This window comes from Arthrobacter sp. MYb224 (assembly GCF_002975455.1).
In the GTDB taxonomy this organism is placed as follows: domain Bacteria; phylum Actinomycetota; class Actinomycetes; order Actinomycetales; family Micrococcaceae; genus Glutamicibacter.
Genome location: NZ_PCPU01000004.1, coordinates 18,853 through 32,022 on the forward strand (window position 1 = coordinate 18,853; position 13,170 = coordinate 32,022).

9 protein-coding genes and 2 tRNA genes are annotated in these 13,170 nt (G+C 59.1%); 4 read left to right on the forward strand and 7 right to left on the reverse strand.

Features of this window, described 5'->3' with window-relative positions; all coding sequences use genetic code 11:
• Positions 1 to 13: 13 nt before the first annotated feature.
• From CQ017_RS08640 to CQ017_RS08650, 3 genes are all read right to left on the reverse strand, one after another.
• Positions 14 to 205, reverse strand: coding sequence for a YbdD/YjiX family protein (locus CQ017_RS08640; RefSeq protein ID WP_105553382.1), 192 nt, complete (start codon positions 203 to 205; stop codon positions 14 to 16).
• 1 nt (position 206) lies between these two features.
• Positions 207 to 2,441, reverse strand: a complete 2,235-nt coding sequence (locus CQ017_RS08645; RefSeq protein ID WP_308729558.1) for a carbon starvation CstA family protein — start codon at positions 2,439 to 2,441, stop codon at positions 207 to 209.
• Positions 2,442 to 2,550: 109 nt separating this feature from the next.
• Complete coding sequence (locus CQ017_RS08650) at positions 2,551 to 3,528, reverse strand: NAD(P)H-quinone oxidoreductase (protein WP_105553662.1); 978 nt, start codon at positions 3,526 to 3,528, stop codon at positions 2,551 to 2,553.
• 62 nt (positions 3,529 to 3,590) lie between these two features.
• Between CQ017_RS08650 and CQ017_RS08655 the strand changes: the two genes are divergently transcribed.
• Positions 3,591 to 3,678: transfer RNA gene (locus CQ017_RS08655), tRNA-Ser, on the forward strand.
• A 48-nt stretch (positions 3,679 to 3,726) separates the two neighbouring features.
• Here the strand turns inward: CQ017_RS08655 and CQ017_RS08660 are convergent.
• A complete protein-coding gene (locus CQ017_RS08660; protein ID WP_105553384.1) occupies positions 3,727 to 5,745 on the reverse strand; it encodes an FAD/NAD(P)-binding domain-containing protein in 2,019 nt (672 codons plus the stop codon).
• Between the two features lie 130 nt (positions 5,746 to 5,875).
• Here CQ017_RS08660 and CQ017_RS08665 point away from each other — a divergent pair, with 130 nt between their 5' ends.
• Both CQ017_RS08665 and CQ017_RS08670 read left to right on the forward strand, forming a co-directional pair.
• Positions 5,876 to 7,966, forward strand: a complete 2,091-nt coding sequence (locus CQ017_RS08665) for a prolyl oligopeptidase family protein (protein WP_105553385.1) — start codon at positions 5,876 to 5,878, stop codon at positions 7,964 to 7,966.
• Positions 7,967 to 8,029: 63 nt separating this feature from the next.
• Positions 8,030 to 8,121 (forward strand) — tRNA-Ser (locus CQ017_RS08670).
• A 145-nt stretch (positions 8,122 to 8,266) separates the two neighbouring features.
• Here the strand turns inward: CQ017_RS08670 and CQ017_RS18080 are convergent.
• The 3 genes from CQ017_RS18080 to CQ017_RS08680 form a co-directional block, all read right to left on the reverse strand.
• Complete coding sequence (locus CQ017_RS18080) at positions 8,267 to 8,425, reverse strand: hypothetical protein (RefSeq protein ID WP_181148424.1); 159 nt, start codon at positions 8,423 to 8,425, stop codon at positions 8,267 to 8,269.
• 91 nt (positions 8,426 to 8,516) lie between these two features.
• A complete protein-coding gene (locus tag CQ017_RS08675; RefSeq protein WP_105553386.1) occupies positions 8,517 to 9,443 on the reverse strand; it encodes a hypothetical protein in 927 nt (308 codons plus the stop codon).
• 30 nt (positions 9,444 to 9,473) lie between these two features.
• Positions 9,474 to 11,594: an ATP-dependent DNA helicase RecQ gene (locus CQ017_RS08680; protein ID WP_096285349.1), complete on the reverse strand. Its 2,121-nt coding sequence runs from the start codon at positions 11,592 to 11,594 to the stop codon at positions 9,474 to 9,476.
• 144 nt (positions 11,595 to 11,738) lie between these two features.
• On the opposite strand from CQ017_RS08680, the gene CQ017_RS08685 reads away from it, so the two are divergent.
• Positions 11,739 to 13,163 (forward strand): phosphomannomutase/phosphoglucomutase, encoded by a 1,425-nt coding sequence (locus CQ017_RS08685; RefSeq protein WP_105553387.1) that lies wholly within the window; start codon positions 11,739 to 11,741, stop codon positions 13,161 to 13,163.
• Positions 13,164 to 13,170: the final 7 nt, after the last annotated feature.

Consider the following 13,170-nt stretch of genomic DNA (forward strand, 5'->3'; position numbering starts at 1 on the left):
CGCTACCCTCCAATTAGCAGCAGCGGCCTTGCGGGTTGCGTTCTTGCCAGTTGGTGTATTCGCGCCAAAAATCGCGTTCCGTCATCGGTTCGGCTTCGGGATGGGTGTTAGCCAAGTGCTCCAGGTAGTGCCGGTACTTATCTGCACCGAGTATGCCTTCCATGAAACGCCTAGCTTGGCCGAGCTTTTCGCGAAGTTTTTCCATTTTAGTGTCCACCACGGCTCACTCTTTGGCTATCTGGAACATTCTTCCACTGAGCTTCAAGTGCCTTTTCTGCGGGCGAAGAGATCAGGCCTTGCGCAGCGAAGATTTTCGATTTCGTGTATGGGTCCTCGGTGTCTTTTCCGCCGCCAAGGGACTTCGCCTTGACCGTTTCGACTACCGCCGCGGCGATCACGATGACCGATAGCACCAAGAAGATTACCGAAAGCCAGCCCTGCACACCGGTATTGCGCACGACGGCTTCCATGGCTTCAACGCCGTTTGCCGATCCGAAGGAAGTCTCACCGTTGGCCAAGGCTTCCTTGAACGCGTTGTGGTTTGCGAAGTAGCCAACCTTGGTGTTCGTGGAGAAAATCTTCTGCCACGAGGCGACGAAGGTGACCACGACGGCGAACGCCAGCGGGAGCACAATGACCCACAGGTGCTTGAAGTTGCCTCGCTTGGCCACAATCGTCATGACCACCGCCAAAGCTATAGCGGCAAGCAACTGGTTGGAGATACCGAACAGCGGGAAGAACGTATTGATGCCGCCAAGCGGGTCGGTGACTCCGAGAATGAGAATGTAGCCCCATCCGGCCACCATGAGTAGCGTACATATCCAGGCTCCGGGGCGCCACGAAGTGTCCTTGAACTTTGGAACGAAGTTACCGATAGCGTCCTGCAGCATGAAGCGAGCCACGCGTGTCCCGGCATCTACCGCGGTCAGAATGAACAGCGCTTCGAACATGATCGCGAAGTGGTACCAGAAGCCCATCATGGCGACGCCACCGAACCACTGATTCATGATCACCGCAATGCCGACCGCTAGCGTTGGAGCGCCACCGGTTCGCGAAACCACCGACGGTTCGCCCACGTTGGCCGCCAATTCGGTCAGCTGGCTTGGAACTAGGTCCACGCCGGCCAGTCCCAAGGAGTTCACAAACGCCACCGCGGTCTCCACGGTGCCACCGGTCGCGGCGGCGGAGGAGTTCATCGCGAAGTAAATGCCGCGATCAATGGAGATCGCCGCAACCAATGCCATGATGGCCACCATGGACTCCATGAGCATGCCGCCGTAGCCCAGGAAGCGGGTCTGGCGTTCCTTCTCGACCAGCTTCGGGGTGGTTCCCGAGGCGATGAGCGCATGGAAGCCGGAGAGCGCACCACAAGCGATGGTGACAAACAAGAACGGGAACAGCGAGCCGGAGACGACCGGGCCGTCTGAACGTGAGGCGTACTCGGAGATGGCCGGGGTACTGATCTCAGGTCGGACTACGACAATGGCCACGGCCAGCAGACCGATCACACCGATCTTCATGAAGGTCGACAGGTAGTCGCGCGGCGCAAGCAGCAGCCAGACCGGAAGTACCGCAGCGATGACACCGTAAACAATGATCGCCCATGCAATGGTGGTGCGTTCCATGTGGAAGAACTCAGCACCCCACGCCGATTCAGCAATCCAACGGCCCGAGATGATCGCGAACATCAATAGCGCGAAGCCGATGACCGAAATTTCCAGTACCTTGCCCGGGCGGATAAAGCGCAGATAAATCCCCATAAACAATGCGATCGGGATCGTCAGCCCCACCGAATAGATGCCCCATGCAGATTCCCCCAGCGCGTTGACAACCACCAGCGCCAAGATGGCAACAATGATGATCATGATGGCAAGAGTCGCAATCAACGCCGCGGTGCCACCAATCAGACCCAACTCTTCACGGGCCATCTGGCCCAGCGAACGCCCACCACGGCGCATCGAGAAGAACAAGACCAGGTAGTCCTGCACCGCACCGGCCAGAACTACACCGAGGATGATCCAAATGGTTCCCGGTAGGTAGCCCATTTGCGCTGCGAGGATCGGCCCAACTAGCGGCCCGGCTCCAGCGATTGCCGCGAAGTGGTGCCCAAAAAGCACCCGTCGATCGGTTGGCACAAAGTCTCGGCCGTTATTCATATACTCGCCGGGAGTGGCCCGGAAATCATCCGGCTTGGCGATCTTGCGCTCAATGAACTTCGCATAGAACCGGTAAGCGATCAGGTACGTCGCCACCGCGGCGAAAACGAACCAGATCGCGTTGATGGTTTCACCGCGGGAGAATGCGAGCATGGACCAGGCCACGCCGCCGATCAATGCAATGACAACCCAGACGGCGATGCGCAACGGAGTCCACCGCTTATCTTCGCGTTCGACAATCTCTGGGTCCACGCCCGCCGGCGGCAGGGCTTCTTGGGTACTCACTGGGAGTAGCCTCCTCGGAATCTTTCAAGTGACGTGGATGACTAGTTCCTGTGGAACGAGTCACGTGGTAATACCACGGGTCACTTTACGCGACGGAGGTATGGATAAATCAAGCCCGCACGACGATTTTTCCCAGATGCGTCCCGGAATCAAAATGTTCATGCGCCGAGACGAGAGCTTCGAAAGAATAAGTTCTGGTGACGTTCAGACTGAGTTTCCCTTCTGCCAGCAACGGTGCAATACGGTCTGAAGTTTCCTTGACGATTATGGTCTTTTCGTTCGCCGGACGAGCACGCAACGTGGTGCCGATAACCCTGGCACGCTTAGACATCAGAATGCGCAAATCCAGTTCCGCCTTGGCGCCGCCCTGCAAGCCAATGACGACCATGCGGCCGCCCACGGCGAGCGCCTTCACGTTCATCGCCAGATATTTCGCACCAACCACATCGAGAATCAGGTCAACACCTTTGGCCGCGGTCAATTCACGAACCCGTTCCAGCACATCTTCTTCGCGATAGTTGATCCCCGCATCAGCGCCCAGCGATTTGCAGTACGCAATCTTCTCGTCTGACGAAGCAGTGACAATCACTGTCGCGCCGGCGGCCTTCGCCAGCTGGATTGCCATAGATCCGATTCCACCGGAACCGCCATGGACCAGAATCGTTTCTCCATCCTTGAGCGCTCCCTCAAGGAAGATATTCGAGACCACGGTTGCGGCCACCTCGGGGAGCCCCGCGGCTTCGACTAGATCCATCTGGGCAGGGACGGCCAGCACGTGGGAGGATTCGACATTGACGTACTGGGCGTAGCCGCCTCCGGCAAGCAAAGCTGCCACGCGGTCTCCAACGTTCCATTCGGTGACCTGCTTGCCGACCTTGGCGATGGTTCCGGAAACTTCCAGCCCTGGGATGTCGCTGGCACCGGCAGGTGGCGGGTAAACACCCTTGCGCTGCTGGACATCTGCCCGGTTCAGGCCGAAGGCGGCAATCTCAATTAGTACTTCATGATCTGCCGTTTCCGGGATTGGGCGAGCCTGTGCTTCAAGCACTTCTGGTCCCCCTGCGCCGGTGTAGATATAGGCCTGCATCGTGTCATTCATGTATGTCGATTCCCTTCTTGGCTTCCTCATAGCGTATAGTTTTTCGGGTTGGATGGTTGTCCGAGCGGCCTAAGGAGCTGGTCTTGAAAACCAGTGTGCGGTAACCCCGTACCAAGAGTTCAAATCTCTTACCATCCGCGTTACAGTCTGGGGCAGTAGATCAATTGATCTGCTGCCCCAGACTTCTTATTTTGAACTGCCCGCCAACAGTTCTTCCAGATTGACTCCCGCCATGCGGGCAATCTCGATGACCACCTGCTCCGCATCGTGCAAGGTTTGCGCGGCCGGGTGCGTCGGGTCTCCGGCCTGGGCCGCAATTGCAGTCCCCCACTGTGCCGAGGAAAGCTGCAAGCCGAGCACGAATATTCCGCGATGGGCCAGACCTTCTGCGTTGATCAGCCGGTAGGGCTCGCCCACCACGTCGAATCCGGATCCCGTCATCTGTTCGCCTTCGGCGTTGCGCCAGGTATGCGCGCGGGCCACCTTGTCGGCTAGCAGTTGGGTGATTAGTGGGGTGTTGTTCTGCAGTACCCTGTTGCTGGGCATCATCGCTTCGCACAAGACCTTCGCGCCATAGATCTCGGTATCTACCCACGGCGAGGAAACAGTGAACTTTCCGCGTACATCGTCGAATCCGAACTCGGGTTCTGGCCCGATAAAGCTCACCAGCCCTGCGCGGGACAGCGCCAGGAGCTGTTCGATCCGTTCCAGGGGTGGCCCCGAGGACAGGCCTTCGACCAGCGGCTCAAAGTGGGCCTGCACTTCTTCAATTCGGGACTGCTCGTCCAAGATCCCCTTGGTTACCAGGTCCTTAATAACCATGCGCCCGGCGTTCATCGTCATGATGGCACAGGACAGCGGGTCGCGCAGCCCGGCGGAACTGTGCTGCGCATTGCCAACGAGATAGTCGCGCACCGCCTGCTGGTACTGCTCATGGGAACCGAAGCCAACCTGGTCAAAAGGTCGCGCCAAAGCCGGAATGTCCAACCATTTCAGGTGCGGGAACTGATCAATATAGTCGCGCAGTTCGCTGAGCCACACCTGATTGCCTTCGTGGTGTTCAGCTTCGAGGATCCGTTCCAACCCGGCTAGCAACCAGCTGGAGTCCGCGGTCGGTCCGGCCGCCTCGGTGGCGACGCATTTTGAGTAGTAGACCCACAGTATGTCGCGGTGCAGCTGGGGCCAGATATGGCGGGAAAAGCTTAAGGCGGCGTCCGGATTCGAATGACGAGCTTCGGCGACCTTTCCGATCAGCTCTTCGGCGTGCAGGAAACGCAAGGTGATTTCCGCTGGAATAAATTCTTCTACGACCGGTTTCCCCCAATAGGGGGTGCCCCGACGTGAAGCCGCGATCAGCTTGGGCTCCTTCCCCGAGGCGATGTATTCGAATCGGTGTCCCGGTTCTTGGCTCACTTCCTTGAAAATTCCTCCGCGGCCGCTAGTCAATTCGGCCATGCCGTCGAAGAAATTTAGCCCCATTCCGCGCAGCAGTGCCGACTCGCCTGATTTGAAGTTCGAGTAGTCGACATCCGCCGGAATGTTTGGCGGCAGATATGTGGCACCATCTTGTTCGGCTGCCCGTTGCAGCTGTTTTTGCCACGGGTTCAATTCAGCATCCTGATGCCCCAATGCCAGAACGACGCTGTCGAACTCTAAGTGCCCGGCGCCAGGATCTCCTTGGGCAAAGGACCGGTAATCCAGTCGGTAGCCAGCCTCCTGCGGGCGAACCGCCAACACTTCAGCGCGGATGTAGTTCAAAACGAAATTCGGATGCTCATCGAGCACGCGGGCGCACGAGTCATAAACGTGTTCTAGGTAACGACCGTAAATTGCTCGTGGCGGGTAGGTGCCAGGTTGCGTGGCGCGCAGCGCAGCGGCTTGACGCTCTTCGAGCCGGAGGCCATCCCCATTGGCCTCCACAAACTGCCGGAAGCTAAGCCCCGGTTCAGCTGCGACCCTTTCGGGAGCTACCGTTGGAAATGAGGCAGGGGTGTTCATCAGGAAGTGTAGCGACTGTTTTGGATTCCATACATGCCCGGACCCCGGGCGGTACGGGTCGAACACCGTTACACGTACCAAGGTAGCCAGCTTGGGCACCTTGACGGCCAGCTTAGCTAGGCGTTCGATGACACTGGTACCGCGCGGGCCAGCGCCAACTATAGCGACGTTGTACTGTGGTTGGGGTTCTTCCCAGAAGTTGCTCACCTTCCAAGATTATTGCCTAGAAGCAACTTGTCACGCCATCAAGCGCCCCAGCCTCCCGGCAAAAGCTGCGGCCCAAATTCAAAAGAGCGTCGCTGGCCCATGATCTACCTTGAATGCATAGACTGTGGCTATGCCTTCAACGCCGTCTGAATCCCTGGAAACGACCAATCCTTATGCCTGGCTAGAAGCCACCCACGATGATGCCGCGTTGGAATGGGTCCGCGCGCAAACTCAACGCACCGAAGCCGAACTTCACGATGCCGACTTTTCGCAAAGGGTCGACGCTATTCGCCGGGTACTGGATGCTCAGGACCGCATCCCGATGGTCACCAAGCGCGGAGACTACTACTACAACTTCTGGCGGGATGCCGAGCACCGCCTGGGCCTCTGGCGCCGTACCACGTGGGATTCATATCGCACCGAGAATCCCCAGTGGGAAATTCTGTTGGACATGGACGGCTATGCCCTGCAGCAGGGTGAACCATGGCACTTCGCCGGGTCCGCGTTTTTGCGGCCGGCAGAAGGACAGCCACACCGCAGGGCACTCATCCGGTTAAGCCCCGACGGTGGAGATCAGGTGCGTGTGCGTGAATTCGATTTGGAAACCCTGCGCTTCATCGATGACGGTTTCGACCTCGCCGTTGCAAAGACCTCGGCAAGCTGGATCGATGAAAATACGTTGCTGGTCGCTTCGGCTACCAACGAGTCCGATACGACACGTTCAACTTATGCACGCACCGCACGAAAGCTCACCCGCGGTACAGCTCTGGAAGATGCCGAGGTCGTTTTTGAAGTTGCCCAAGAACATGTAGCGGCCTTCTGCTATTTCGATTCGGCTCCGGGCTTTGAACGCATCGTGACTACCGATGCCATCGACTTCTACAACTCACGCACCGGCGTCATCCTCGACGGGACCCACCATAATATTGAGGTCCCGACCGATGTGCAGGTCAGCCTGCACCGCCAATGGGTGTTGTTCGCCCCGCAAACCGACTGGGAACATCATGCAGAGCTCATTCCTGCAGGGTCCCTGGCAATCGGCAATCTCACCGATTTCCTGAACGACGGCCGCATCCAGAAGGTCATCTTCCAACCGGATGCGAAGACTTCCCTGCAAGGCATGGACTTCACCGCCAACTACCTGCTGGTCTCGTTGCTACACGATGTGGCCGCGCAGATTCGGGTATTCGACCTGCGCGAGAACTTTGCCGAAACATCCCTGCCGCTCGCCGACCCGATGCTCAGCGTTTCGGTGGGAGCGGTGGACGATGAGGATGCCGCGACCGCCGATGATTATTGGATGACGGTCACCGGCTTCACCACCCCGACAACCTTATTTCGTGGGTCGATCGGAGCGGAGCCAGAAGTCGTAAAGCGATCTCCCGAGCGTTTTGACGCTGCCGGGTTCAGCGTGACGCAGCATTTTGCGCGCTCCAACGATGGGACTCGTGTGCCCTACTTCCAAGTCGCCGATGCGCGGTTGAAACTCGACGGCGAAAATTCTGTGTTGATGGACGGCTATGGCGGTTTCCAGCACAGCATGACTCCGGGTTATGCCCCGGCTATGGGAGCCGGATGGTTGAGTAGACGCTCCGGCAATGGGCGCCTGCCGGTATACGTCATGACCAACATTCGTGGCGGCGGCGAATACGGCCCCAGCTGGCATCGTGCGGCATTACGCGAAAACCGCCATCGTGCCTATGAAGACTTCGCAGCCATAGCCGAAGACCTGGTCACCCGCGGTGTGACCCGTCGCGCCCGGCTGGCGGCGACCGGACGGTCCAACGGTGGCCTGTTGATGGGCAATATGATTGCCGGCTACCCGCAGCTGTTCGGCGCGATCTCTTGCGGTGTGCCATTGCTGGATATGCAACGGTATACCCAGCTGGCGGCGGGGCACTCGTGGATTGCCGAGTACGGAGATCCCGACGTTCCACAGGACTGGGTGTTCTTGCGCACGTTCTCCCCACTGCATCGCTTGGATGATCAACCGCACCCGACCGATGATTACCCGGCATCGCTGATTTGGACGACTACCACCGATGACCGAGTTGGCCCCTCTCAAGCCCGTAAGATGGCGGCGAGAATGATCGACAAGGGCATCGCCAACGTTCGCTACCACGAACCGGAAGACGGTGGGCATGCCGGTTCCACGGACAACGAATCGACCGCCAGAATGTTGGCTACGAGCTACGAATTCCTGTGGCGACAGGTACGTTAACACTCTCGTTTTGGAACACTCGACCATGTTCGGGTAGGCTAGATTCTGCTGGAAACAGCGGATGGATACGTGCCAGAGCGGCCGAATGGGCTTCACTGCTAATGAAGTGTCGGGGTTAAACTCGACCGGGAGTTCGAATCTCCCCGTGTCCGCCAAAACCCCCTAGGTGACTAGGGGGTTTTACTTTTCTTCTAGGTCTTTGCAGAATTACTGCTTCCGGATGTCCGCCCGGTATTGGCACGTTAACGCAGAGACCCCCGAACCCGGCGGTTGAGCCGAAAGTTCAGGGGCTTTCGATGATCATTTCAGGTCGCGCTCTACATCGTGCGCGGCTTCCTTGATCCGTTCTTCCGCCTCGCGCAGCTTGGCTGCGGCTTCTTCATTTAGCTGCTCGTTCTGCTGCTGGTCATCGCCGATCGGAGGTAAGTTCTCGTCCGCATCCTTGTCGCTTGGATCCACGGTCAGGTTCCTTTCGTGAGCGGTCGAACTGGCTGGTATCTCCTCACGATAGCCATCCATTGAGCACGAAGCAACGAAATTGGCGACGAATCTAGTCCTTGCGCTTCACGAAGGTGCGAAGCATGTTTTGCACGACGTCATCAGGCAATTTCGTGTGGCGCACAATGATCTCGGACATTCGTTCAAGGTCGGTGTGCGCGATGGCGTCAAATAACGCTTCGCGTTCTGCTTCGGGCAGATCGGCCGCGTCGAAGTGCACCGGTCCATCTGGGCCTTGGCCTTCGAAACGAAAATCTGCCACGTTCCCATGCGAGCTTTGCCCGGCAATTGGCGAAGTAGAGATCATGCGTTCAAGGTCTTCGACGGGGAGTCCCGTGTGTCCGTGCAGGATTTCGGCGGCACCAGAAAAGTTCTCGTCCCGCAGCATCGAGAACAGCTGATCGTATTCGTTGGGTGGCAGTTCTTCGCTGGAGAACTCGTGCGCCTCTCCCTCAACTTCGAAGGCCATCTTAAAATGCGTGGCGCTATGTTCTTGCTCGGAGCCGAACTGATTGCTCCACTCTTCGGGAACTACCCACAGATCGTCAGACTTATCCTCATCGGCTTCCGGGGCAACGGCCGGAGACGTCGCCACGCCCGAGTCCTCTTCGGAATCGGCGATCTGAGCTTCCAGCTTGTCCCGAAGCGCCTGAATTTCGGCTTCATCAACCGGCAGTTCCTTAACCGGCGCGGTCTGCGGATAAGCGTCGAGGCTACGCACTGCGATCACGCAGTTCTTTACCGTGTCACCGGTTACCGCACGATAATTCTGCACGGCCCCCATGACGTCGCCCTTAGCAAGGTTCCGATAGATGGCGTTGCGTGAGCTGTCATCGAGCTTCGCGTTTGCATCCTTCGCTGCTTCCCGACTGATAGCTTGCGAAATCTGAGTAGTATTTTTCTTCCGGACAGATTGAAGCCACACGTAACCGAGGGTAATAACAGCAATAGCAACAACGAGCCAGATGACGATCTCCATACATCCAGACTACTTCGTTTAACTGTGCAATTACCCTGCTATGCCCAGAGTGAAAGGCAAAACACCCGGTGCTCCGGCGATCCGCAATGCACGGCCCGCCATCGCCAAGGACCAGCGGGAGTCGGCGAGATCGTCAACCAGCATCACCGGCCCCGGTGCGGTGGACAGCAGTTGATCGATCTGTGCAGGAATTTCGAAGGCGTCTGCCACGGCTGCCAGACGGAAGGCCGAGTTACCGCCCGGTCCGCCCTGTGGCGGCGTCCCGCGGTATTCCAGCTGCCCCAGATAACGTAGCCGGCCGATCTGCGCCAGCCCCTGAGCCAACGAACTGATCAACTGTGGACGCTTGGTCGAGGGCATCGCCAGTACGGCGACCGGACGCTGTTCCCAGTTCCACTCGGCCAGCACCTTGGTGCAGGCCTCGAGCATGGCGGGGTCAATTGGCTTGTCCACCGGGTCAGCGAAGAGCTGACGCAACCGGTTACCCCAGCCTAGGTCGGTCAGTCGTGCCAGCGAGCGGCCGGTGGCCAATTGCTCATCCACCGGGATTTTGCCCTTCAGCGAATGCCCCAGTCGCTGCAGACCCGAGGGGTAGAGCTTGCGTGGTTCTATCTGGACGCCGGCACGCACCAGGGCGGCTTGGGCGTTGTCTTTGGACGCATCCGGGATGTGGTCATCGAACCAGGTGCCAGCGCAGTTATCGCAGCGTCCGCAAGGGGCTGATTCCGGGTCGTCAAGCGCCTTGGTGAGGAACTCCATTCGGCAACCCCGGGTGTTCTCATAATCAATCATCAGGGTCTGTTCATGCACCCGGCTTTGCGCCACTCGCTTATAGCGCTCTGCGTCGTAGGCCCAAGGCATGTCGGTGCGCATCCATCCGCCGGCCACGCGTTCGACGGCACCATCTACTGCGAGGACCTTGAGCAGCAGCTCCAGCGGGGAGCGCCGCAGGTTCACTGCGCTTTCCAGAGCTGGCACGCTCATCGCCCCGTCGGTTTGGGCCAAGGCCTCCAGGACCTGGTTCGCCCGGTTCTGGTCGGGCATGGAGCTGGTAGCGAAATAGTCCCAGATTTCTGCGTCATCCGAGCCCGGCAGCAGCAAGACATCGGCATTGATGCTGCCACGACCGGCGCGACCGACCTGCTGGTAATAGGCAACCGGTGAGCTTGGCGCCCCCACGTGGATGACAAAGCCCAGATCTGGTTTGTCGAAGCCCATGCCCAAGGCACTGGTGGCGATGAGCGCCTTGACTTCATTGGCTTTCAGCGCGCGTTCGAGTTTTTCGCGTTCTTCTATGTCGGTGCGTCCGGTGTAGGCGGCAACCGGATGCCCGGCATCGCGCAGCAGCCGGGCGATGTCTTCGGCGGCAGAGACGGTTAAGGTGTAGATGATTCCCGAGCCGTGGAAGTCGTCGATGTGGCTGAGCAGCCAGGCTAGCTGCATTCGGGGCGAGGGCAGGCGGAGCACCCCTAAGCGAAGCGAGTCGCGGGCGAGCGTGCCGCGCAAGGTGAAGACTTCTTGGGTTCCGCCGGAGAGCTGTTCGGCCACGTCCTGCACCACGCGGGAGTTCGCGGTTGCGGTGGTGGCAAGCACCGGCAGGCCCTGCGGGAGACGGTTGATCAGGTCACGAATGCGTCGGTAGTCGGGGCGGAAATCGTGTCCCCAGTCGGAAATGCAGTGGGCTTCGTCAATCACCAACAGCCCCAGGCGGCTCATCAGCATCGGCAGCTGCTGTTCCCGGAAAGAGGGATTGTTCAGGCGCTCGGGCGAAACCAGCAGCACATCGATCTCGTCGCGTTCCAGCTTGGACAGAATCTCGCGCCATTCGAGTACATTGGCGGAGTTGATTGCCGCGGCCCGCACTCCGGCACGCTCTGCCGCGGCCACCTGATCCCGCATCAGGGCAAGCAGCGGGGAGACGATCAGGGTGGGGCCGAAGCCCTGTTCACGCAACAACAACGAGGAAATGAAGTACACCGCAGATTTACCCCAGCCGGTGCGTTGCACCACCAGCGCCCTGCGGCGTTCTTCGACCAGCGCGCTAATCGCTTCGTACTGTCCGTCGTGAAACTGTGCCTCGGGATGCTGTACGAGGGCACGCAGTTTCTGCAGCGCGAGATTCTTCAGATCATTGTGCTGTGTGGCTTCCATATCCACAGTATTTCAGTATCGGCCCACGTTTTTGTTCTCCTCGGCGCGCATTGGGTACAACCGCGTGGAAGTGTAAGCCATTTCCCATGTACTAACTGGCCATTCGCCACCGCCTGGCACCGCCAAACCGGTAGTCTGAATGCTGTGAGTGAAGAAATTGACCTGAACCAGAGTTTCAAAGCCTATGACGTGCGAGGCGTAGTCGGTGAAAGCCTGGATGCCGAAGCCGTCGAAGCTATCGGCGCCGCTTTTGTCGACGTGTTGTCCCTGGCCGGGAAGGATGTCCTCGTTGGCGGCGACATGCGCCCGTCAAGCACGACTTTTGCCCAGGCTTTCGCCCGGGGCGCCACCTACCGCGGCGCCAATGTGGTGATGCTCGGCCTGATCTCCACCGATGAACTTTATTTTGCCTCCGGCAAGCACAAGGCCGCCGGCGTGGTGTTCACCGCCAGCCATAACCCGGCCCAGTACAACGGCATCAAGATGTCCAAGGCCGGGGCACGGCCGATTTCTTCGGACACCGGGCTTTTCGACATTCGTGACTTAGCTCAGCAGTACCTGGATGAGGGCCTGCCGGTTTCCGGTGACGGCGCCCAGGGCACCGTCAGCGAACGCGACGTGCTGGCCGACTACGCAGGCTACCTGCGCGAGCTGGTGGACCTTTCCGCGATCCGCCCGCTGAAGCTGGTGGTTGATGCCGGCAATGGCATGGGCGGTTTGACCACCCCCGCGGTTCTCGGAGATCAGGTCCTTCCCGGCCTGCCGCTGGAGATCGTGCCACTGTATTTCGACCTCGATGGGACCTTCCCGAACCATCCGGCTAACCCGCTGGAACCGGAAAACCTCAAGGATCTGCAGGCGGCGGTGCTGGAGCACGGCGCGGACCTGGGGCTGGCCTTCGACGGGGATGCGGATCGTTGCTTCGTGATCGACGAGCGCGGCCTGCCGTTGTCTCCTTCGGCGATTACCGCCTTGGTGGCGGTCCGGGAGATCGCGCGGGTGCAGGCCGAGGGCGAGCAGCAACCGGTGGTCATCCACAATCTGATCACCTCCAAGGCGGTGCCCGAGTTTGTGCAGAAGTTCGGTGGTGTTCCGGTGGAGACCCGTGTGGGTCATTCGTTCATCAAGGCCGAGATGGCGGTCCAGGGGGCGGTGTTCGGCGGTGAGCACTCGGCTCACTACTATTTCCGTGATTTCTACAATGCCGATACCGGCATGCTCGCTGCCATGCACGTGTTGGCGGCCTTGGGTGAGCAGCAGTTGCCGCTTTCCGAGTTGGGCCGGGAATACGAGCCTTATGTTGCCACCGGGGAAATCAATTCGGAGGTCGCGGACAAGGCTGGTGCCATCGCTCGGGTGGTAGCGCATTTTGCCGGCCAGCCGGTGGACGTCAGCACGCTGGATGGCACAACCTTCAGCGCACAGGACGGCAGCTGGTGGATCAATTTGCGTCCTTCGAATACCGAACCGTTCCTGCGTTTCAACGGTGAAGGCGCCACGGCGCAGCATATCGAACCGATTCGCGATACGGTTTTAGCAATCGTGCGCGAAGCAAACACCACCAAGTAAAGGGGTC

What these genes read in the sequence shown, in the direction of transcription:
- CQ017_RS08640 (WP_105553382.1), bottom strand. Translation starts at nt 205, where the DNA reads ATGGAAAAACTTCGCGAAAAGCTCGGCCAAGCTAGGCGTTTCATGGAA.
- CQ017_RS08650 (WP_105553662.1), bottom strand. Translation starts at nt 3,528, where the DNA reads ATGCAGGCCTATATCTACACCGGCGCAGGGGGACCAGAAGTGCTTGAA.
- CQ017_RS08665 (WP_105553385.1), top strand. Translation starts at nt 5,876, where the DNA reads ATGCCTTCAACGCCGTCTGAATCCCTGGAAACGACCAATCCTTATGCC.
- CQ017_RS08675 (WP_105553386.1), bottom strand. Translation starts at nt 9,443, where the DNA reads ATGGAGATCGTCATCTGGCTCGTTGTTGCTATTGCTGTTATTACCCTC.
- CQ017_RS08680 (WP_096285349.1), bottom strand. Translation starts at nt 11,594, where the DNA reads ATGGAAGCCACACAGCACAATGATCTGAAGAATCTCGCGCTGCAGAAA.